Annotated in this window: 21 protein-coding genes, 1 tRNA gene and 1 other RNA gene; all 23 read left to right on the plus strand. The window is 40.0% G+C overall.

Annotated features, from left to right (window positions below; all coding sequences use genetic code 11):
- The 23 genes from AAH944_RS00225 (at position 1) to AAH944_RS00335 (ending at position 21,285) form a co-directional block, all read left to right on the plus strand.
- Positions 1-789, plus strand: a complete 789-nt coding sequence (locus AAH944_RS00225; protein WP_415535521.1) for an HlyD family secretion protein — start codon at positions 1-3, stop codon at positions 787-789.
- Positions 782-1,696, plus strand: a complete 915-nt coding sequence (locus AAH944_RS00230; protein WP_415535523.1) for an ABC transporter ATP-binding protein — start codon at positions 782-784, stop codon at positions 1,694-1,696. Before AAH944_RS00225 ends, AAH944_RS00230 begins: the two co-directional genes overlap by 8 nt.
- Entirely contained in the window at positions 1,697-2,620 is a 924-nt protein-coding gene (locus AAH944_RS00235) for an ABC transporter ATP-binding protein (RefSeq protein WP_415535525.1), read from the plus strand.
- A 15-nt stretch (positions 2,621-2,635) separates the two neighbouring features.
- On the plus strand, positions 2,636-3,751 hold the full coding sequence (locus tag AAH944_RS00240; protein ID WP_415535527.1) for an ABC transporter permease: 1,116 nt from the start codon (positions 2,636-2,638) through the stop codon (positions 3,749-3,751).
- A 64-nt stretch (positions 3,752-3,815) separates the two neighbouring features.
- The gene (locus AAH944_RS00245; protein ID WP_415535529.1) at positions 3,816-4,460 is read left to right on the plus strand and encodes a TetR/AcrR family transcriptional regulator; all 645 of its coding nucleotides are present in this window, start codon (positions 3,816-3,818) and stop codon (positions 4,458-4,460) included.
- Positions 4,461-4,571: 111 nt separating this feature from the next.
- Positions 4,572-4,665: transfer RNA gene (locus AAH944_RS00250), tRNA-Ser, on the plus strand.
- Positions 4,666-4,810: 145 nt separating this feature from the next.
- The gene (locus AAH944_RS00255) at positions 4,811-5,794 is read left to right on the plus strand and encodes a tyrosine-type recombinase/integrase (RefSeq protein ID WP_415535531.1); all 984 of its coding nucleotides are present in this window, start codon (positions 4,811-4,813) and stop codon (positions 5,792-5,794) included.
- Between the two features lie 265 nt (positions 5,795-6,059).
- Positions 6,060-6,323 carry a hypothetical protein gene (locus AAH944_RS00260; protein WP_415535533.1) on the plus strand — a complete coding sequence of 88 codons (264 nt, stop codon included), beginning with the start codon at positions 6,060-6,062 and terminating at the stop codon, positions 6,321-6,323.
- 207 nt (positions 6,324-6,530) lie between these two features.
- Positions 6,531-7,109: a hypothetical protein gene (locus AAH944_RS00265; RefSeq protein WP_415535535.1), complete on the plus strand. Its 579-nt coding sequence runs from the start codon at positions 6,531-6,533 to the stop codon at positions 7,107-7,109.
- 18 nt (positions 7,110-7,127) lie between these two features.
- Positions 7,128-7,499, plus strand: a complete 372-nt coding sequence (locus tag AAH944_RS00270) for a hypothetical protein (RefSeq protein ID WP_415535537.1) — start codon at positions 7,128-7,130, stop codon at positions 7,497-7,499.
- Between the two features lie 105 nt (positions 7,500-7,604).
- The gene (locus AAH944_RS00275; protein ID WP_415535538.1) at positions 7,605-7,901 is read left to right on the plus strand and encodes a hypothetical protein; all 297 of its coding nucleotides are present in this window, start codon (positions 7,605-7,607) and stop codon (positions 7,899-7,901) included.
- A 126-nt stretch (positions 7,902-8,027) separates the two neighbouring features.
- Positions 8,028-8,471 (plus strand): hypothetical protein, encoded by a 444-nt coding sequence (locus tag AAH944_RS00280; protein ID WP_415535540.1) that lies wholly within the window; start codon positions 8,028-8,030, stop codon positions 8,469-8,471.
- A 17-nt stretch (positions 8,472-8,488) separates the two neighbouring features.
- Positions 8,489-9,889, plus strand: a complete 1,401-nt coding sequence (locus tag AAH944_RS00285; RefSeq protein ID WP_415535541.1) for a hypothetical protein — start codon at positions 8,489-8,491, stop codon at positions 9,887-9,889.
- Positions 9,890-10,397: 508 nt separating this feature from the next.
- Positions 10,398-10,946 carry a tetratricopeptide repeat protein gene (locus AAH944_RS00290; RefSeq protein WP_415535543.1) on the plus strand — a complete coding sequence of 183 codons (549 nt, stop codon included), beginning with the start codon at positions 10,398-10,400 and terminating at the stop codon, positions 10,944-10,946.
- A gap of 160 nt (positions 10,947-11,106) precedes the next feature.
- Positions 11,107-11,691, plus strand: a complete 585-nt coding sequence (locus AAH944_RS00295) for a recombinase family protein (protein ID WP_415535545.1) — start codon at positions 11,107-11,109, stop codon at positions 11,689-11,691.
- 311 nt (positions 11,692-12,002) lie between these two features.
- Positions 12,003-12,839, plus strand: coding sequence for a hypothetical protein (locus AAH944_RS00300; RefSeq protein WP_415535547.1), 837 nt, complete (start codon positions 12,003-12,005; stop codon positions 12,837-12,839).
- Between the two features lie 421 nt (positions 12,840-13,260).
- Positions 13,261-13,527: signal recognition particle sRNA large type (gene ffs, locus AAH944_RS00305), an RNA gene on the plus strand.
- A gap of 183 nt (positions 13,528-13,710) precedes the next feature.
- Positions 13,711-15,387, plus strand: a complete 1,677-nt coding sequence (gene dnaX / locus AAH944_RS00310) for a DNA polymerase III subunit gamma/tau (protein WP_415535549.1) — start codon at positions 13,711-13,713, stop codon at positions 15,385-15,387.
- A 108-nt stretch (positions 15,388-15,495) separates the two neighbouring features.
- Entirely contained in the window at positions 15,496-15,834 is a 339-nt protein-coding gene (locus tag AAH944_RS00315; RefSeq protein WP_415535550.1) for a YbaB/EbfC family nucleoid-associated protein, read from the plus strand.
- A gap of 81 nt (positions 15,835-15,915) precedes the next feature.
- Positions 15,916-16,512 carry a recombination mediator RecR gene (gene recR / locus AAH944_RS00320; protein ID WP_415535552.1) on the plus strand — a complete coding sequence of 199 codons (597 nt, stop codon included), beginning with the start codon at positions 15,916-15,918 and terminating at the stop codon, positions 16,510-16,512.
- A gap of 145 nt (positions 16,513-16,657) precedes the next feature.
- A complete protein-coding gene (locus AAH944_RS00325; RefSeq protein WP_015042280.1) occupies positions 16,658-16,912 on the plus strand; it encodes a pro-sigmaK processing inhibitor BofA family protein in 255 nt (84 codons plus the stop codon).
- Between the two features lie 295 nt (positions 16,913-17,207).
- Complete coding sequence (gene nifJ / locus AAH944_RS00330; protein WP_415535554.1) at positions 17,208-20,744, plus strand: pyruvate:ferredoxin (flavodoxin) oxidoreductase; 3,537 nt, start codon at positions 17,208-17,210, stop codon at positions 20,742-20,744.
- 319 nt (positions 20,745-21,063) lie between these two features.
- Positions 21,064-21,285, plus strand: a complete 222-nt coding sequence (locus AAH944_RS00335; protein WP_415535556.1) for a sigma factor G inhibitor Gin — start codon at positions 21,064-21,066, stop codon at positions 21,283-21,285.
- The last annotated feature ends 35 nt before the right edge of the window (positions 21,286-21,320 follow it).

A 21,320-nucleotide genomic window follows, 5' to 3' on the forward strand; every position in this document is an offset into this window, starting at 1 on the left:
ATGGCGAAAAAAAAGAAAATTGTGGCAGCCATTATTGCTGCAGTTGTATTGCTTTCAGGCTACCTGGGGTGGGAGTATTTTTATGCTTCCAATGACAGGATGGTTGAGGCATCCGGGACGATTGAAGCTACCACCGTGGACTTGCGTGTAATGATCGCCGGCAAGGTTCAGAATTTTCAGGGGAAATCCGGGGACAAGGTCAAAAAAGCGGATATCATTGCCGAGATACAGCGTAATGATCTGACAGCGCAGCTGGAAAGAGACAAACTGAATGTTGCAATTGCACAAAACAATCTGGATGCTTTGCCGTCGGGAAGCAGTGACCATATCATTATAACTGCCGAAGATCAGGTAAAGATGATGCAAACTGTTGTCAAAGTAACGGAAGCCCAGTTGGCTGATCTGCAGATAAAATCCCCGATTGACGGGACCATTCAAACCCAAAATTATGAAATTGGTGAATATGTCACGGCCGGATCGACGTTGGCCACGGTTGTTAATCTGGACCAGGTCTGGATTAACGTATATATACCGACAGATGACCTGCCTTTTATAGAATTAGGAGGGAGAGCGGATTTCACGATCAGTGGTCTAGACAGGGTATTTACAGGCACGATTGCAGAAATTGCCAGCCAGGGAGAATTTACCCCCAAAACGATTCAAACCAAAAGAGAAAGGGCCAATATTGTCTACAAAGTCAAAATTGCAGTGGACAATTCCGAAGGATTATTGAAACCGGGCATGCCGGCAGATGTTATGATCAAGAAGGTAGAGACGGCCGATGATTAAGGTAAATCAGCTGTCTAAAAAATTTGGATCTTTGCTGGCCGTTAACGATGTGAATCTGAACGTCAACACGGGAGAAATTTTTGGTTTAATTGGTCCGGACGGAGCAGGCAAAACGACGCTCATCCGGCTTATCTGCGGACTGCTGACCCCGGATGCCGGTGAAGTGAGGGTTTTGGGCACCACGGATAGAGAACGGGAAAAAGGAAAAGACGCCGATGCCAGAAATTTTGGTTATATGCCTCAGCGTTTCAGCCTCTATGGCGACCTTACGGTTATGGAGAACTTACTTTTTTTCGGATCGATGTATAGCCTTAAAAAAGAAGTCATTATCCAGCGTTCGGAAGAGATTCTGGAAATTACCAATCTCGTTGCGTTTAAAAAAAGATTTGCGGATCAACTTTCCGGCGGAATGAAGCAAAAACTGGCACTGACCTGCGCGCTTGTCACCAGGCCGGAACTGTTGATTCTCGATGAACCGACCTATGGTGTCGATCCGGAGTTCCGTAAAGAGTTTTGGAAGATTTTATATCAGTTGAACCAGGAAGGAATGACCATTCTGGTGTCTACCCCATATATGGATGAAGCGGAACTTTGTACCCGAGTAGCGTTCATGAATGAGGGAAGCGTTCATGCGCTGGATACGCCGGTGGGCCTGAAGGGAAAATTTCCTTATCAGGTCTGGGAGGTTATGGCCGATACAAAAGAACCCTGGTTGTTTGGGGAAGCAGATGGAATTCTGGATTATTCCCTGTTTGGAGATAAGTACCGTTTGATCATAGACAAGAACGCCGAAGCGGAAGCCTTAATCAAACAGACCCTTACGGCGAAGGGCTGTACTCTCGGCAGGCTGCAAAAAACAGCTCCATCCATTGAAGATGTTTTTGTCATCATGGCAGGAGGTAAATAGATGGAAAATGTGATTATTACCGAAGGCCTGACAAAAAAATTTGGTGACTTTACCGCGGTTGACAACGTCTCGCTTCAGGTCAGAAGAGGGGAGATTTTTGGGTTTCTAGGTCCGAATGGCGCAGGCAAATCGACGACAATCCGGATGCTCTGCGGCATTTTGGAACCAACCGGGGGCTCGGCGGCAGTCCTGGGTTATGATCTCCGGAAGGAAGCCGAAAAAATTAAACAAAACATTGGCTACATGTCGCAAAAATTCAGCCTCTATGATGATCTGACAGTGAAAGAAAATTTAAAGTTCTATGCAGGCTTATATGGAATTCCACGCAAAAATTTATCCGGGAGAATGGATGAAATGATTGCGATGGCCGATCTGACAGGAAGGGAAAATGAACTTGCCGGTAACTTAAGCGGGGGCTGGAAGCAGCGGCTTGCCTTGGGATGCGCTATCATTGCCAAACCGCCGCTGCTTTTCCTGGATGAACCGACCAGCGGGGTTAGCCCGACCAGCCGCAGAAGGTTCTTTCAGATCATAAAAAAAATGACAAATGAGGGAACCACGGTCATGGTAACAACCCACTTTATGGATGAAGCAGAACGCTGTCATCGAGCCGCGTTTATCTCCGGCGGGAAAATTATAGCGGTGGATAGTCCGGATCAACTCAAAAAGAAAACAATTCAAGGCTGCATGGTTGAGCTAAATCTCAAGGATGGTATGCAGCGCGTAAAGGAAATTGGAAAAATACCTTATGTTAAGGAATGTACGGTCCACGGAGCACTCCTTCACGTTCTGCTGACAGGAGCAGACGATGTTTCACAGCTGGAGCAGGACTTGGATTGCGAACCTCAAATCATTATGCCCTCCCTGGAAGATGTTTTTGTAACTTTGGCCAAACAGCAAAGAACCTCGGGATACGCCGAATAGAAGAGGAGGATACGAATGGGAAGAATTCAGGCTGTTCTTTATAAGGAATTCCTACATATTCGCAGAGATAGGCTGACGCTGGGACTGGTGTTTATGCTTCCTCTAATTCAGCTGCTTCTTTTTGGTTATGCGATCCAAACGGAAGTCAAACATATTCCAACGGTGGTATTTGATCAGTCCCTAAGCGGGGAGAGTAGAGATTTACTGGAGGCTTTCAGCGCTTCGGGGTATTATGACGTCCTTTATGCGGCCAACAGTTTTCAGGAAGTGAATGATATGATAGACAGCGGCAAGGCAAAGGTCGGAATCGTGTTTCCGCCTGGTTTTGCTAATAATGTGCAAAAGGGCGAATCCGCCTCTGTCCAGGTGATTGTCGATGCGAGCGATAATATGGTTGCGAACCAGGCTATGGCGACAGCTAATTCCATCGGCCTGCTGAAATCACAGGAAATCATTACCCAGAAATTGCATATCGATCTGACCAATCCGCCGTACGACATCCGAGTACGGGCCTGGTATAATCCAGATGGAATCACTGCTTATTATATGGTGCCCGGGATCCTGGGAATTGTTGTGACACTTTCCATGGTGATGATGACATCGATGTCCCTGGTCCGGGAGAGGGAAAAGGGAACGCTCGAGCAGCTTATCGTTACGCCGATCAAGTCGTATGAGCTGATGATCGGAAAAATCATTCCTTATATCTTTCTGGGCTATATTCAGATTACCGTTGCCCTACTGGTCGGGGTCCTGGTGTTTGGAGTACCGATCAAAGGAAGTCTGCTGGAACTATATGGTTTAACATTGTTTTTTATTACTGCATCCCTGGGCCTGGGGATTATGATATCCAATATCGCCAGAAATCAAATGCAGGCCTTCCAGATGTCCTTTTTTATCATGCTTCCGAGTATTATGCTTTCGGGTTTTCTTTTCCCGCGGGACGCCATGCCCAGGATCATTTACTATCTCAGCGATGTGATTCCGCTGACATATTACCTGGACATCATCAGAGGAATTGTTCTGAAAGGAATTGGTTTCTCCTACCTGGTCAGCCAGGTCATTTGCCTGATTTTATTTTCAGTGTTGTTTCTTACGATCAGTATTCTGAAGTTTAAGAAGAAAATTGTCTGATTATTTACCTAAAATTTTAGCTGTACAATTTAAGCATGAAATTAGATTAAAGGGAGTAATTATCGTGAATACCAGGGAAAAAATCATTCTAGCCTGTGAACAGCTAGCCATAAAAAATGCGCTGGGTTTTTCTCGTCTTTCTATGGAAGAGCTGGCTAAAGCGGCCGGAGTAAGCAAAAGGACGATTTATCGTCATTTTGTCAGCAAAGAAGACTTGTTTGAAGCAACGATTGATAAGGTAACGGATGAAATTATTGCCAGGAATTTGAGGCTTTCCGATTCAAAAGATATCAATACGATCATTGTCGGGGCCCTTCAGAATATTTCTTATCTGATCAATCCTCAGTTTTTAGCTGATTTAAGCCATCATTATCCGATGCTCTGGCAAAAAATTGACCAGATCCGTCAGAAAAAGATTGACAGGCTGATCGATCACCTTCTGGTCAGCAGTAAACTGCGTTTACGGGTAGATTCCGGGATTTTTAAGACATCACTGTTAACAGCGATGTCAGAGATTCTCAGTCCTGAGTTTATCCTGAAGAGCGGCATGTCTTTTGAACAGGTCGGATTGGAATTCCTGAATATGTTCATTTTCGGGGCCGTTGAACCGTTAAGCAATACAAAGCAGGAAGCAAGTTTAGCTAATTTGACAGAACTGAAAGTAAATTTGGCTGATGAGCAGAACGGGCAAAAGCTGCAGAAACATTAATATTGAATTAGAGTTGACGTCCGCTGTCCGAGCCAGTATAATAACATTTGCGACTTTGTTAAATCTTTTGCGAAAAACTGATATTAATGAAATAATTACTGTTTCAGACCCGGAGAGATGGCTGAGTTGGTCGAAGGCGCTCGCCTGGAAAGCGGGTACATGGTGATGAACTGTGTCGTGGGTTCGAATCCCACTCTCTCCGCCATAATAAAACCAGTAATATCAATGCTTTGAATAATTTTGAAGCATTGATTTTTTTGTTTTTCTGCTCTTAGCAATGACAAAGAAGCGAGTACACTAAATTCTTACACACCTGACATATTTTTAATTATTTATTTGGAGGTGTAGGGATGAGTATTCAAAGTTCAAATGTCTATCGATGGTCAAAGGAAAGCGATAAAAAAATTAAAAGGGCGGAAAATAAAAAACTGACATATGGTGAGTACTATGAAAGGTTTATTACTTCCAGGAAGGTTCTTGGAGTTTCAGAGGCCACAATAAACTTTTATAAATGGAATCTGAAGGCTTTAAACCTTTACTTAGTTAACAATGGTATTCACTATATTAATAGTATCACGAAGGAAGATATTGATGACTTTATTGTCAACCTTCAGGAAATATATGAAAACAAGATTACAATTCACACCTATCTGAGAGCAACAAGAACATTTTTGAAATATGCGATGGAATCAGAGTATGTACCAAAATTCAACATTCGGCTCATTAAGCTAGAGAGACATATCAAAGAAGTTTATAACGATGACGAAATAATCAAGCTGCTCAAGAAACCTGACTTAAAAAAATGTTCGTTTTCAGAATACCGTGATTGGGTGATGGTTCAATATTTTCTGGAAACTGGAAATAGACTAAATTCGGTGATTAATATTAAAGTGGAGGACGTGGGTTTTCCAGAACACATAGTCAAATTAAGAAAAACAAAAAACAGGAAGCAAATGTTTTCTCCCATTGCAGAATCATTTTCAAAAGTGCTATACGAATATATTGAGACTTGGAAGCTTAATCGTGAAGATTATTTGTTTCCGAACTTTGAACGAAAACAACTTACGAGAAACGCAATACAAAACGCTATATCACGTTACAACAAGAGAAGAGGGGTTGAAAAAACTTCGATTCATGCATTTAGACATACCTTTGCTAAAAATTATATTATAAAGGGTGGTAATGCCTTTAAATTACAGTTATTGTTAGGGCATTCTGGGATGGAGATAACCAGACAATATGTTAACCTTTACGGTAATGATTTGACTAACGATTTTGAAAAGTTTTCAATAATTGACGAGTACAGCCATAAAAGCAGGATAAAACGAAAATAAACTATTTATATTATCAATGCCTCTCAGAGCGTCAAAATGGCCTTCTGAGTGTAATTCATTAGTTATTAGTAGATTAGATGATTTGAAGAGTGATTTTGACAGCTATAACCCTCTTAAAAGATTTTGTTGTGAAAGCAAAACAATCAGATTAGATAACTTAAATACTCCTCAAAGCCACAAGAAAGGCACTTTTCAGTACGGGCTTTTTATTAATAAAGCTTATAAAAACTAGAGATAATTAAATAAGTAGTGGAGGAAAAAAGTTATGTCAATTTTAAACCTAATAAAAAATCATGAAGAAGAACTAAATGAAATGATTATAAGTAATGATGAATACCAGAAATATTTAAATCAAACCAGTGAATTATGGAATAAGCTTAAAGCCGAAGACATTAGCCAGGAACAGAGTAGTTTTATAGAGGAACTAGAACTGGCTTCTGGTTGCATAGGGTCTATTCATTCTGAAATTTCCTATGAGAAGGGTTTTAGGGATGCAGTTAAGCTTATTATTAAAGCACTTATTTATTAAATTTTTATCTTAGTAATAAAAGAATTATATTCACTTAATCTTACCCCTCAGAGCCACAAAAGAGGTACTTCTGAGGGGTATTCATTTAATTACATATATTCTATAAACGTTCTTATAAATGTAATATAAATGTATCAGTTTATTATATAAATATATTAGTTGTAGTTGTTATTTTCTTATGTTAGTATACTTTCAGAGGTGTTGTTCATGAATCAAATTAAAAAAATAATTCAAATGTTAGGAGTGAAACAAAAGGATGTATCTAAGTATTTGGGTATTTCATCTCAATCGTTGAATGTTGTCTATAAATCGGAAAATCCTAGAAAATATAATAATCAGATAGCAAATTTTTTGGGTATTAACGTTATGTTTCTGACTAAGAATGAAATTACTTCCGAAGACAAGAATGAAATATTAAAGCAGTATTACCAAAGCAAATTATCAAAGTCAAGATCTGAAACAATAATGTTCTCTGAAGACGAAATTCTAGATTTAGAAAACTTTTTACAAGATATAGAAAGTAATTCCTTTAGAGATTACAAAAGAATTGTTTTAGAAATGATAGCCTCGAATATGGAAATTCCAAAATTAGTATTTGAATGGGGGTCAATAGGAGTACAAGAAAATAAAATAATTATCAAAAATAATAGCCAATATGATAAATTCTCATTTGACTATAAAATGTTAGAAAAAGTAATTTTTAGAGGGAATAAAATTAATCATAAAATTTACGTTTTAGAATTTACTAATGGCTTGACAATTGAAATAGATATAATTTTGAAGTAGAAAAGAGGTTTTAAAATTATGAGTAACACGAACTATATTTGTTTTGATAGATATCTTGAAGAATATGATTATTTCAAGTTAAAAAAATATGCTGATAATAGTGGAACAAGATTATCATTAAAAGAATTAAATGAAGGATGGTTTATTGATGAAGAAACAAATCAACCACTTAGAGTATACGAGGTCGAATTCCTAGATGATGAAGGTTTTTCATTTTCATTAGTGCTTCAATTTAGAGACGATATTTTGAGAGTTGTTACCATCTATGACATGGATGACTATGTTAAACCTATTAAAGAAGATTGCTACCCAGATATTACCACTGATATGTATAAAGAGGATGATAAACTCTTTGAAACATTATCAAAACAACTTGGAATTAACGCCTGATCAGAGGAAGATAATACCTCATGATTATTGGTAATTATAATTGATAAGATATTGTTTTTAGATATAGTTTTAAAAGTCATAATTTACTAGAAAGGAGGTGATATGATGTCAAAAATATCAAAAGTTCATGATAAAGTCGCTAAACTCCTTAGTGAATATCCAGAATCCCGCAACAATGATAACTATCTATTTAGACTTTACGCTCAAATCTATTATGGAATGATTTTACCGCCAATTGAAACTATTGTTTCCTATGAAACCATTTCAAGGGTTAGAAGAGATTTTCAATCAAAAGGTCTTTATCTAGCAGAAGATCGTGTTGCTAAAGCACGCTCAAAACAAAAACAAGAATTTAAAGAAGAATATAAAAAAGAACATGCCCCCAAAGCAGTAGGCATGTAAGAATTATTTGCAAACTAATATTACATGATTTTCACGGACATATCAATAAAATTGTGATTAAGGGGTATAGATTTATATCCCTTGATTAAATCTACCCATTTTTAATAATAAAAGGAGAATTATTAAATGAATAAAAAGCCCAATAAAAATAATGATAATATCCCTCTGTCTAAAAAAATAAAAGAATCCCATCCCTATATGGAAAAAATAAGAGCTTCATGGATAGCAAATTCAAGTCATGGCAAAAAAAATTCACCATGCGGGAGAAAAACATTAACAGATTATAATGCAGGTATGTGTAATGAATGGTCAGGTGAGATGGGTTTTCTTAGATATTATATCTGGCATATAGACTATGGGTACATACCTGGGAAGTCAAAGATTCAAAGAAAAGATATGACTATTGGTTTCAGCCCAGAAAATTGTTTTGTTGTCAATGATGACAATAAGAAAAAAAGTAAGCCAACAAATAAGCCAATAAAAGCTAAGAATAGTAATAATGACATTCATTTTAAAGCTGACCTAGATGGCAATAAACAAATTAAAATTATCATTTCATATGAAGAATAAGGAGGAAATAAATAGCTTTGAAGAAGCAGAAAATTGATGACTATACCAAAGGAATTCTGGACGAATTAAAGGATACTCAGCAAACGCTGGTCATTAATCCATCACAAGATTATTGCAATAATAATTTAGTATATACATTCACAAACGATGATCTATATTACCTTGTCGGTTCAGATAAAAAGGTTATAAAGTATTCCGATTTAAAGGATAAAGGCATAAAACTCAGAAATAATAATGTCCCTGCTATGTGTAATTTTAGAGCAGTATCAGCAGTCAATTTTATTAAAGGTGAAAATAGCATTAATATTTTGGAGTGTTTTAATAATATAATTTCTCACATGAAAAAGTACGTTGTTTTTGAGGACAATAGAATATTTACTATTTTAACCTTATGGGTGATAGGTACATATTTCTATAAAATCTTTAGATATTACCCATATATTTGGCTTAATGCCGATAAAGGAAGCGGAAAGACAAGGGTCATGGAAGTAATATTACCCCTCGCATTTAACGCTGTGATGGCTGTAAACCACTCTGAAGCCTCTGTATTTAGACTTGTTGACGTTGATGGTGCAACATTATTGATCGATGAATTTGAGAAGCTTAAAAAGGATAATCAGCAGGGCATAATGACTCTTTTAAATAGCGGTTTCAATGCAGAAGCATCAGTAATCAGAAATGACAGACAAGGCGATTCTTTTAAGCCAACTCCATTTTCATCATACTCTCCAAAAGTCTTTGCTGGTATAGATGATATATCGGACGTTTTAATGGATAGATGTATCAAAATAAAGATATTCAAAAAGCCCAAAGGGATAAATATCGATAGATATAAGCTAGACAATGAAACACAGGAATTTCTCAGAGAATTGAGAGATGAACTATATATTTGTGGTCTTCAATATGCAGATAGTATCAAGAGAATATACGACAGCAATCTTATAAGATTACCAAATGAATTGTCTGATAGGGAAAAAGACATTTGGGAAGTATTATTCTCAATCGCCAATTTCATTGATAGCAAGCACAAAACGTCATTTGAACAGATATTGAATGAATTCTCCCTTGATTCCAGTAAGGAAAGATCAAAGGTCAATATTGAAAAGAATGATTCTTATAAATTAATCAGCGTTCTTATCGACATCATTCCGACGATGAAGCCAAAGAAAATTGATGGCGAAAATAAATTGTATGATTCAGATGAAGTATTTGAGAAATTCAAAAAAACCGAGGAGTTTGGTTGGTTAAAGACTAAAAATTATCTAACTACGATGCTAAATAATAAATTTAATATTAGTTGTGAAAGACTTACGATAAACAGTAAAAAGACAAGGCTTTATAGCATATCCACTAATCAATTAAAGGAGTTGGTAGACAGATATAATTTGAATGAAGTTATTGATTTGAGCGATTTATAAAGGTTGGTCTTGGTCTTGCGGTCTCGGAGCGGTCTCGTAAAAAGTCAGTATTATCAAGCGTTTGAGGGGTATAAGACCGATAGACCAAAGAATAATATAATAAATATAAGGGATATTTTTACTAGAAATCTTAATGTGTCATACTTTGAAAATGTGCGGTCTTGTGGTCTTGAATGCTGAAACACGCTTGAATAGGGCGTTTTCTGAAAGGTGTTCGGACTGCAAGACCGACTTTATTTTGATGATTTGAGTAAATTTATCACTTCTGCTATAAAAATGATGTTATATGATGCGAACAATATGATCATTTTTTTACCATATTTATGGCTGAAAACCTTGGTAAATTGCGTTTTGGGAATTGTAGACGATATAATACTCTATACCGTGTTTTTTTCCTTCTTATTCGAAAGGAGTTATTACATATTCGGAGAATTTAACTATTAATAGGATATAGTGGTATTCAATGTAATTAATTCCATTATTAAAGAATAAGAAAGGATGATAGTAAATGAATCCGTCAGATATCTACCAAAAAGCGTATCATCTTCATTATGAAGAAGGCGATTATAAAGAGGCCTTAAAACTTTACAATCAGATTATCAGCGAGTTTCCATCAAGCCAAGAGGCAACATACTCAAAAAGTCAAATAAAAAATATTGAAGACGGAAATATCAAAGCTCCAAAAAAGCAGGGAGAAAAGACAATGAAAGTAAAAGCCTGTCCATATTGTGAAGCGATAATAACCAAAAATGATTCAGATCAAGTTCCTGAATTCTGTCCAGATTGCGGGAAGAAAATAAATCCTAGAGAAATGTTAAGCCTTAATATTAAAGAAACAGCAGATTATGTTAACCCCTCAAATACTATTGCTACTATTATAAAAGTTTTAGGATGGATTACTATCATCTTTGGTATTATTATTGGAATTCTAATGACAGGTAGTAATACTGGAATTGCTTTACCGTATATTATTGGTTGTATTATTACAGGTATTTTTATGTTTGGTTTTTCAGAAATAATCAATTTACTTCATAAGATAAATATAAAATTAAAATAATATTGAGCCAAATATTAAACGGATAATTACTTGAAAGTAATTAATTGTAATAGTCATAACTTAACAGTATTGACTATGATTTTTTGTTGTAGTAAAATAAAGGCATAGAGCGTAATCAAAACATATGGTCAAAACTATGATCTGAAAAGAGGTAAATATTATGAAAACTATAGGCTATGCCAGAGTTAGCACAAGACAACAGGCGAATTGTGGGAACAGTTTAGAAGATCAAGAAAAAGCATTAAAGGAAAAAGGCTGTTCAGAAGTTTTCAAAGAAAGTTATACTGGCACAAAAACAGATAGACCAGTGTTTAATGAAATGCTGAATACACTCGAATCTGGCGATACTCTTATAGTTACAAAGCTTGATAGATTTGCAAGGACAGCCACAGAAGGCGTTAATTTAATTAGAGAATTGATGGCTAAAGGTATTGGCGTAAATATACTTAATATGGGAATGGTAGAGGATTCCCCTATAGGGAAAGTCACATTAACTGTAATGAGTGCATTTGCAGAATTTGAGCGTGATATGATTGTTGAACGTACACAAGCTGGTAAGGCAATAGCAAAAACCAAAGCAGGATTTAAAGAAGGTAGACCAAAATTATTTACTGATACTCAAATAAACCATGCTTTAGATTTGTTGGAGAAATACTCTTATACTCAGGTTGCAGAAATGACCAAAATTAGTAAGGCGACTTTAACAAGGGAAATGAGGAAACGGAAGGCTGGATTACCAAAATAACAAATAATCTTGAAGAAGGGATATAGCCTCTTCTTTTTTGGTGGGGGGTAGTTTACATTAAATGGTCTTAATTATTTCTGTGCAAGTCGTTAAGTACACCAAGGTAGACACCTCTGTTAGTATAGTTCGAATATGAGCTATATCACGATAAATTTCTAAATAAACAGGAATTTACAGAATAGTGTCGTATTTATTTATGAAATATGTGACAGATAATGAAAGCGACGAATAACTTTTTTTGATTTGAAGCTATTTATTATGTTAATTCTTATATTAATTTTCCCAAAACAATTGGATAAAGGAGACAGCTGATGCATGTACAAATAAATAGTTTAATATATGGATTAGCTACAAACCCGTGGCTAGCAATTATCTCGACTTTCATTGGTATTCTTAGTCTAATCCTAGGAATAATATTTTTCATCAAAAGTAAAAAGACAAAGAACCCAAAGGTTCAAATACGAAGTATAAATTTATTACGTGATTCAGTAGAAAAATTTAACGGATTACAAATTTTGTACAATGGAAATAAAATACCAAATGTTACAGTAACAAAAATTGCTTTATGGAATGATGGTAAGGATACTATAAATAATAGTGATATTGCTTCAGCAGATCCATTACTGATAAAATGTAAAGATGATTATCTAATTTTAGAAGCAAAGATAATATATACTAAGAAGGAATCAAATGACGTAAAATTGCACCAAATTGAGCAAGGGAAAAGTTATGCTATTGAATTTGATTATTTAGATTTTGAAGAAGGAGCTGTCATTCAGGTATTACACACTGGCAATTCTTCAAACGACATTCAATTTTGCGGAACAATAAAAAGTGCTGGGAAAGTAAATACTCGAAAAAAGCATCAAAAGTTTATTAGACCATTCTTGGCAATAGACATAATAGATTTAATAATGAAAAGGAAAAATTTTAGAAAATGGTTTGGTATATTTTATATAATAATGGGATTGCTATTACTTTCTTTGGCCTTATTTGCTCCAAATAGCGTAACAGAATTAACAGTAGAAGGTAAAACTTTTTCACTTTATCTTTCTATATTTTTATCTATAGTATTTGTTAGTTTTGGATTTATTGTGATACGGAAAAGAATTCCGAAAGGGTTTGAAATTTTCGAAGAAAATATCTAACCAAAGTCTCATTTATTAAGTCAGATGCTCCTTTTATAGACTACTTGAATATCAAGCGGGTACAGAATAATCTGTACCCACTTTTTATAAATTTATTTAAGACCAAATTGCTTAAATGGGGAATATTACATACACATTAGTGTTGTCAAAATTATTTTTTATGATATAGTATTCAAAGTAGGTGTGTAATAAAACGAGCCAACAGGAATATGAAAAGCATTGATGCTAATGGCGTAAAACCCTTATAGAATGCGGGTTTGGCTGAGTTGGTCGAAGGCGCTCGCCTGGAAAGCGGGTACATGGTGATGAACTGTGTCGTGGGTTCGAATCCCACTCTCTCCGCCATTGACATTATTCGAAGCCTTGACATTTAAGGCTTTTTATTTATTTACTTTCTTTTTCATGGTATAATAAAGTTTGACCGTGCTAGACGGGGAGTCAGCGGTTCCTTGTAACCCGCAATCCGCTATAGCGGGGTTTAATTCCTTTGATGAGGATCTGGTCGTCGGAGCAGTCCATGTTTGAATGTGATGAGTTTCTGGTCTTGCGCAACGGAACGCTTTGAACCGTGTCAGATCCTGACGGAAGCAGCACTAAGGAGTTAGTTCTGTGTGCCGCGAGGTGACCGGGAATGAACATTTGAGCAGGGTTAACGTCCGGAGGTTTTGGTTCGATCAAAGGTGCACGGTCTTTATTCATATAAGGTGGTTTTGGAGACCATCTTTTTTGGTGTATCAGAAAATTCAAGTTTCTGGTCGTATATCCGAAAGTATATTGCTTTTTGATATATCTAAGTGCAACTAAGGCTTCCGCCAACGGCTTGGCGTCGGCCAAGTATTCTTTATGAATTTAGGAAGTGACGGGTGATAACATGGCATATCTTGCACTTTATCGAGAGTGGCGGCCCAAAAAATTCAGTGAGATGGTGGGCCAGGAACATGTCAAAATAACCTTGACTAATGCACTGAACCAGAATAAGGTCGCGCATGCTTATATGTTCAGCGGACCCCGGGGTACAGGAAAGACTTCGGCAGCGAAGATTTTGGCGAAAGCACTGAACTGCTCCGACCGGGATGGCGCTGAACCGTGCAGCCGGTGTGCATCGTGTCTGGATATTGACCAGGGAAATGCGATGGATGTTCTGGAAATCGATGCCGCTTCCAACAGGGGCATTGATGAAATCCGGGATTTAAGAGAGAAAGTAAAGCTGGCGTCGTCCGGCGGCAAATATAAAGTATATATTATCGATGAAGTCCATATGCTCACACCTGAGGCTTTTAATGCTTTGCTCAAAACATTGGAGGAGCCACCGGTCAATGTTGTCTTTGTCTTGGCAACGACGGAGGCCCATAAAGTGCCACTGACGATTTTATCCAGAGTGCAGAGATTTGAGTTCCACCGCATTTCCGCGGAAGGCATTGCGATGAGACTGCAGGAGGTGTGTCAGGCTTTAGGGCGGGATATCGAGACCAAAGCACTGCGGGTTATCGCGGCTAAGGCCGAAGGTGGTTTGCGCGATGCATTAAGCATCCTCGACCAGTGTCTACTGCAGGATGATCCTATCAGGATGGAGCATGTTTATCAGGTGATCGGCATGGTTGGGGAAACATTCAGTGCAGATCTGACGGATTCCCTGCTGAATCAAGATTATGCTTTGACCCTGGCTAAGCTCGGAGAAGGAATTTCTCTGGGTCGGGATCCCCGGCAAATCATCCGCGAACTGTTGGACTATCTGCGGCAGGCGCTGTTATATTTGACCGGCGGTCAGGAACCTTTGATGGCACCTGAGATGACCCGGCGGCTTGTTGCGCAGAGTCAGGCAATCGGTCTGAACCGGCTTCTCTGCTGGATCAATGTCCTTCTGAAGGGTGAAGGGGAATTGCGCTACGCGACAAATGCCCGTCTGGCAGCGGAAATGATTCTGGTGCAGACCATTTTTGGAGCAGATATAGCGGGGGGTTCAACTGATACAACCGAAAACCGGCCTAAAGAAACGCACGTTAAACAGCCGCAAAAGGCCGTGCAGACGGCCGGTAAACATCCGGCTGAAAGTAAGGATGAGGCTCCAACGAAGGCAGTTGAAACCACCGAACAGGACCAGAATATGGCTGAAACCTTACCTGCTGCTGAACAAGGCAGTGTCAACTTCCAGACGGTCCAGGATAAATGGCCGGAAATACTCGAGGAAGTCCGGAAACGGAAAAGATCTACCCATGCTTTCCTGCTGGAGGGAAAACCGCTTGCCGTAAAAGATGATCAGGTCTATTTGGTTTTTAAAGACGGCTATTCTTTCCACCGGGACAAATTCAATCAGGTAGAAAATAAAAATGTTGTGGAAGAAGTACTTCTGCAAACATTTGGTAAAAAACTCAGTCTGAACAACCTTATTGAAAGTGAGGTTCAGGCTCTGCCGGCTGAAGCTGCGGATTCTACAGAGTCAAAAAAAAGAGTAACGGACCGGATGGGACCAGCTGAAGACGACTATTTGGTCCAAAAAGCCCGCGAATTATTTGGAGATCAGCTTGTGCAGGTGCGAAAAGAAAAGTAATATAGATGATAGACAGCTTTAAGCGAGCCATAAGCGAGCAAACGAATGTTAGAAAAAAGAATCAAGCAATAGCAAAAAAAGAATAGTCGAATAAGGAGAGTGTTATTCATGGGATTTAAACAAGGCGGTGGCGGAATGGGCAATATGAACCAGATGCTGAAACAGGCACAGAAGATGCAAGAGAATATGATGAAAGCGAAGGAAGAACTGGAAAGTCAAAGTATTCAGGCATCTTCAGGCGGCGGCATGGTGGAAGTCGTTGTCAGCGGTAAAATGGAAGTTCTGGAACTTAAAATAAAGCCGGAAGCGATTGATCCGGATGACGCTGAACTACTCGAGGACATGATTAAAGCTGCAATCAACCAGGGACTTAGGAATGCCCAGGCGATGGTCGAGAACGGCATGGCCAAAGCAACCGGAGGATTCAATATTCCCGGATTATTCTAAAACATTGATACCGTTTAACGCTAAATCTAATCAGTTTAAGGTTGACAAGGGACTAGAAAAATTCTGGAGAGTATACATTTTATGGATTATCTATATTACCCTCAGCCAGTATCCGATTTGATTGCGGCATTTTCTCGCTTGCCTGGGGTTGGGCCGAAGACTGCAGGGCGCCTTGCCTTTTATCTTTTGAGGCATCCGGATCAAGCCGGTGATCTGACGCAGACAGTGACAAAAGCGTTGCAGGAAATCAAACAATGCACGGTTTGCGGGAATTATACCGATATTGATCCATGTAAAATTTGTTCAGGGGAGCGCAGGGACAGAACGCTTCTTTGTGTCGTAGAACAGCCCCGCGATGTGATTGCGCTGGAGAAGACCGGCGAATATAAAGGGCTTTATCATGTCTTACACGGTGTACTGTCGCCAATGGAAGGGATCGGGCCGGAGCAGCTTAATCTATCTCCATTATTCCACCGGCTGGAAGGGGTTCAGGAAGTTGTACTGGCAGTGAATCCAACGGTTGAAGGTGAGGCCACCTCATTGTATATTTCAAAGCTCCTAAAACCCATCGAGATTAAAGTGACAAAGATCGCGCATGGCCTGCCGGTAGGCGGAGATTTAGAATACGCGGATGAAGTCACCATTGCCCGGGCGCTCGAAGGCAGACGTCAGCTGTAAATCAGATGTCGGTCCGTATTTTTAGATTGTATTGATCATTGTGGGAGTATCTGAATTTGGGATACTCCCTTTGCTATTTTGGTTCTATCTTGTCCACTGTCGGCATAGCCTGATAACAGGATATACGGCGGGAGGAATCATCATCATGACGTTCGTTTTTTTAGGGTTGTTTATTGTCCTATTAATATTGGTGACCGTGGCCTCATTAAGAAAACCCAATAAACTGATTAAGCTCTTCATTCACATCCTTGGCGGAATTGTCGGTTTATGGGTCGTGGATTTGCTGTTAAGCATTTTTTCATTTGAGATCCCGATTAATATTTTTACCGTGAGTGTTGTCGCGATACTTGGATTTCCTGGGGTAATTGTGCTTGCTGTTCTGCAATTAATAGGAATATAAATTGTCTGATTGAATACAGTATTCTTTTTTAAATAAGCCCTGTTGCAGCAAAATTAAGCTTGACGAATAGAACAAATAAAAAGTATACTAAAATAGCAGGGGACTATCGTAAAAAAATAGTTCCCTGTATTTGTAGCCTAATCCAGGTAGTTTACTCTTAATCGCATACTACTGGCCGAAGCAACATTTTCAATCCGTTAATGTTATTTTTTTAGTTTCTTTTATTTAATTGGTCGGATAGGGGTTATCTCTAACGAAAGAAAAACAAACAAGAAGATTGAGGAGGAGAAAACAAATGTCGAAAATGAAAACAATGTCAGGGAACGAAGCTGCTGCGCATGCTTCATATGCGTTTTCCGAAGTAGCTACTATTTTCCCGATTACCCCTTCATCCGACATGGCAGAGCTTGTTGATGAATGGGCTGCGTATGGCCGTAAGAATATTTTTGGCCAACCGATGAAGGTAGTTGAGATGCAATCGGAAGCCGGAGCCGCTGGTGCTTTTCATGGTTCGCTGCAGGCCGGAGCGCTTACTACGACGTATACGGCTTCTCAAGGTCTGCTTCTGATGATTCCGAATATGTATAAAGTCTCCGGTGAGCAGCTGCCCGGTGTCTTTCATGTCAGTGCCAGAGCACTTGCAGCACATGCCTTGTCCATCTTTGGCGATCATCAGGATGTCATGTCTGTCCGGATGACCGGCTTTGCGATGTTAAGTTCCGGAAGTGTGCAGGAAGCCATGGATCTTGCTTACATCGCTCACCTCTCTGCAATAAAAGCCAGAGTGCCGTTCCTTCATTTCTTTGATGGCTTCAGGACTTCTCATGAGATTTCCAAAATCAACGTGCCGGAGTATGAAGAAGTTGGAACGCTGCTTGATTGGGAAGCATTGAAACAGTTCAGAGACAATGCCTTGAATCCTGAACATCCCTGTCTCAGAGGGACCGCCCAGAATCCCGATATCTACTTTCAGGCCCGCGAAGCCAGTAATAGTTTTTATCAGGCGGTGCCTGGGATTGTCGAAGAATATATGCAAAAATATAAGGGTCTTACGGGACGTGAATATAAGCTCTTTCAGTATTATGGAGCTCAGGATGCTGAGCGGGTTATTATTGTTATGGGTTCTGTCGGGGATACAATCAGTGAAACGATTGATTATCTCGCAGCCCAGGGTGAAAAAGTAGGTGTATTAAGGGTTCGTTTGTTCCGGCCTTTCTCTGCGGAACACTTTATCGCAGCTTTGCCCAAGACAGTCAAGAAAATAGCTGTATTGGAACGTACCAAAGAGCCGGGTTCCCTTGGCGAACCTTTATACCTTGATGTTGTAGATGTTTTCTCCAAGCAGGCCGAAAAACCGGTAATTGTCGGCGGACGCTATGGTCTGGGTTCCAAGGATACCACACCTTCTCAGATCCTCGCGGTATATGAGAACCTGAAAGCGGAAAGTCCCAAGCACGGTTTCACGATCGGCATTATTGATGATGTTACGTTTACTTCTTTGGAAGAGAAGCAATTTATTGATACAACCCCTGAAGGAACCATCAGCTGCCAGTTCTGGGGACTTGGTGCGGATGGAACCGTCGGTGCCAATAAGCAGGCGATCAAGATTATCGGAGATTTCACGGAACTCTATGCTCAGGCTTATTTCGCCTATGACAGCAAGAAATCAGGAGGTACGACCGTATCGCATCTGAGATTTGGCAAAACCGCGATCAAAGCGCCTTATCTTGTCAATACCGCGAACTACATTGCCTGTCATAACCAGTCTTATGTGGATAAATATCATCTGCTGAAAGGACTGAAACCTGGAGGTACGTTCGTATTAAACTGTCAGTGGCCGGTGGAGGAACTGGACGAAAAGCTTCCTGATGCACTCAAAAAAGCCATTGCGGCTAAGAATGCCAAGTTCTATATTATTGACGCCGGCAAGATTGCCAGGGAAATTGGACTCGGCAGCAGGATCAATATGATTATGCAGTCGGCCTTCTTCAAGCTGGCCAAAGTCATTCCGCTGGAGGATGCGCTTCAGTACCTGAAGGATTCGGTTGTTAAGGCCTATGGCAAAAAGGGACAGGAAGTCGTTGACATGAACAATAAGGCGATCGATGCCGGATGTAATGCACTTGTGCAAGTTGAAGTTCCCGCATCCTGGGCTGAGGCCGATGCCAATAAGGGCATTTTCCTCGGAAATGAGAAAGACCCTGCCTTTATTAAAGATGTTGCGCGTGTTATGGCTGCCCAGGAAGGTGACAAACTTCCGGTAAGTGCATTTTTAGGCCGTGAGGACGGAACATTTCCTCTGGGGACCTCGGCTTACGAGAAACGCGGGATTGGTACTGCGATTCCTGAATGGATCAAAGATAACTGCACCCAATGCAACCAATGTTCTTATGTATGCCCGCATAGCGCGATCAGACCTTTCCTGATGGATGAGCAGGAAGCGGCTCAGGCTCCGGAAGCTTTTGCTGCTGTCAAGGCTGCCGGCAAAGATCTGGCCGGACTCCAATACCGCATGCAGGTCAGCCCGCTCGATTGCACAGGCTGCGGCAACTGCGCGGATATTTGTCCTGCGAAAGAAAAAGCGCTGGTTATGAGGGAAGTCGAAGAGATGACCGCGGTCCAGGCTCCTCTCTGGGAGTATGCAGTGGCTTTAAGCGGTAAAGAAGACAAAATTGCCAATAAATATTCCGTGAAGAACAGCCAGTTTGTTAAACCGCTGCTTGAATTCAGCGGCGCTTGCCCCGGCTGCGGAGAGACTGCCTATGTAAAACTCTTAACCCAGCTGTTTGGGGATCGGATGATGGTTGCAAATGCCACAGGTTGTACGTCGATCTGGGGCGGCAGTGCTCCTTCCATTCCATATACCACCAACAAAGAAGGTAAAGGACCTACCTGGGCCAACTCCTTGTTTGAAGACAATGCTGAATACGGGTATGGTATGTATCTTGGCGTTCAGCAGATGCGCAGCAGACTGGCTGACGAAATGAAGCAGGCCCTCAGTCTGGATATTCCTGCGGAAATGAAAGCAGCTTTCCAGGAATGGACAGAGAATATGAATGATGGAGATACCTCCAAGGCTGCTGCCAAAAAAGTGCTTGACGCTTTTGCTTCCGTCGATGTGAAGTCCAATGAACTTCTGCAAAAGATTTGGGAGAAGAAAGATCACTTGGTCAAAAAATCACAGTGGATCATCGGTGGAGACGGCTGGGCTTATGATATCGGCTACGGCGGACTGGACCATGTCCTGGCTTCAGGCGATGATGTCAATATTCTGGTTCTCGACACAGAAGTCTATTCGAATACAGGCGGTCAGGCTTCCAAGGCAACACCACGTGCTGCCATTGCTAAATTTGCTGCAGCCGGCAAGAAAATCCGCAAAAAGGATCTCGGCATGATGGCCATGAGCTACGGCTATGTTTACGTTGCCCAGGTTGCTCTGGGATCCAGCATGACTCAGACCTTAAAGGCCATTCAGGAAGCAGAGGCGTACAAAGGACCTTCTCTGGTTATTGCGTATGCACCCTGTATCAACCATGGCATTCATTCCGGTATGGCGACCAGTGTCACACAGGCCAAGAAAGCTGTTGAAGCCGGGTATTGGCATCTGTACCGTTACAATCCGGATCTTCTCGAAAAAGGAGAAAAACCGTTTACCCTCGATTCGAAAGAGCCATCAGCGTCCTTCAGAGATTTTATCATGTCTGAAGTAAGATACAGCTCCTTGCTTCGTACTTTCCCGGATACGGCGGAAGACCTTTTTAAAGGAGCCGAAAAATTTGCCGGAGAACGCTACAAATCATACAAGCGCCTGAATGATCAGGATTGGAACTAACACTGCAAAATTGGAGAACAAACAATGAAGCTGCTGCAGGCAGATGATGAACATTTGCCGCGGCAGCCTCTTTTTTTAGTTTCCATATCCGGCAAAAGGGTACTAATAACTCTTTTTTAAGGGAAGAATATACTATAAGCATCAAGTACCATATCAACCCTAGATCTTATAATATCCTGGTGGCAGATTTCTTTTAATACTGCGTGTCTTGCAGCTACTTGCCTTAAAAAAATCTGATCCCATTATATAATAATTTTAGGGTTGACAAGGTACTAAATAAACAGTAAGCATTTTGGTTAACCGAAAGGAATGAGTCTCAATGCATAATATTTATCCACGTTGTTCACTGTGCCGGAATACTCCCTTAAATGGTCTGTATGACGGGCTTCGCCTTGCCGGAAAGTTTATTTGCTCAGCTTGTGAAGAACAAATTATGACAGCCGATGTCCGGACCCCAACGTATCAGGAGAATTTACTGCTTATACGGAAAGTCCTATACGGACAGTCTGCTGATTACATATGTGGACAGTCAAATCGCTAAAACAAAGGTGAAATACAAGTGAAAATATGCTAAAA

This window comes from Dehalobacter sp. CP (genome assembly GCF_047652685.1).
In the GTDB taxonomy this organism is placed as follows: Bacteria; Bacillota; Desulfitobacteriia; order Desulfitobacteriales; family Syntrophobotulaceae; genus Dehalobacter.

What these genes read in the sequence shown, in the direction of transcription:
- AAH944_RS00225 (WP_415535521.1), top strand. Translation starts at nt 1, where the DNA reads ATGGCGAAAAAAAAGAAAATTGTGGCAGCCATTATTGCTGCAGTTGTA.
- AAH944_RS00230 (WP_415535523.1), top strand. Translation starts at nt 782, where the DNA reads ATGATTAAGGTAAATCAGCTGTCTAAAAAATTTGGATCTTTGCTGGCC.
- AAH944_RS00235 (WP_415535525.1), top strand. Translation starts at nt 1,697, where the DNA reads ATGGAAAATGTGATTATTACCGAAGGCCTGACAAAAAAATTTGGTGAC.
- AAH944_RS00240 (WP_415535527.1), top strand. Translation starts at nt 2,636, where the DNA reads ATGGGAAGAATTCAGGCTGTTCTTTATAAGGAATTCCTACATATTCGC.
- AAH944_RS00255 (WP_415535531.1), top strand. Translation starts at nt 4,811, where the DNA reads ATGAGTATTCAAAGTTCAAATGTCTATCGATGGTCAAAGGAAAGCGAT.
- AAH944_RS00260 (WP_415535533.1), top strand. Translation starts at nt 6,060, where the DNA reads ATGTCAATTTTAAACCTAATAAAAAATCATGAAGAAGAACTAAATGAA.
- AAH944_RS00265 (WP_415535535.1), top strand. Translation starts at nt 6,531, where the DNA reads ATGAATCAAATTAAAAAAATAATTCAAATGTTAGGAGTGAAACAAAAG.
- AAH944_RS00270 (WP_415535537.1), top strand. Translation starts at nt 7,128, where the DNA reads ATGAGTAACACGAACTATATTTGTTTTGATAGATATCTTGAAGAATAT.
- AAH944_RS00275 (WP_415535538.1), top strand. Translation starts at nt 7,605, where the DNA reads ATGTCAAAAATATCAAAAGTTCATGATAAAGTCGCTAAACTCCTTAGT.
- AAH944_RS00280 (WP_415535540.1), top strand. Translation starts at nt 8,028, where the DNA reads ATGAATAAAAAGCCCAATAAAAATAATGATAATATCCCTCTGTCTAAA.
- AAH944_RS00290 (WP_415535543.1), top strand. Translation starts at nt 10,398, where the DNA reads ATGAATCCGTCAGATATCTACCAAAAAGCGTATCATCTTCATTATGAA.
- AAH944_RS00295 (WP_415535545.1), top strand. Translation starts at nt 11,107, where the DNA reads ATGAAAACTATAGGCTATGCCAGAGTTAGCACAAGACAACAGGCGAAT.
- AAH944_RS00300 (WP_415535547.1), top strand. Translation starts at nt 12,003, where the DNA reads ATGCATGTACAAATAAATAGTTTAATATATGGATTAGCTACAAACCCG.
- dnaX (WP_415535549.1), top strand. Translation starts at nt 13,711, where the DNA reads ATGGCATATCTTGCACTTTATCGAGAGTGGCGGCCCAAAAAATTCAGT.
- AAH944_RS00315 (WP_415535550.1), top strand. Translation starts at nt 15,496, where the DNA reads ATGGGATTTAAACAAGGCGGTGGCGGAATGGGCAATATGAACCAGATG.
- recR (WP_415535552.1), top strand. Translation starts at nt 15,916, where the DNA reads ATGGATTATCTATATTACCCTCAGCCAGTATCCGATTTGATTGCGGCA.
- AAH944_RS00325 (WP_015042280.1), top strand. Translation starts at nt 16,658, where the DNA reads ATGACGTTCGTTTTTTTAGGGTTGTTTATTGTCCTATTAATATTGGTG.
- nifJ (WP_415535554.1), top strand. Translation starts at nt 17,208, where the DNA reads ATGTCGAAAATGAAAACAATGTCAGGGAACGAAGCTGCTGCGCATGCT.
- AAH944_RS00335 (WP_415535556.1), top strand. Translation starts at nt 21,064, where the DNA reads ATGCATAATATTTATCCACGTTGTTCACTGTGCCGGAATACTCCCTTA.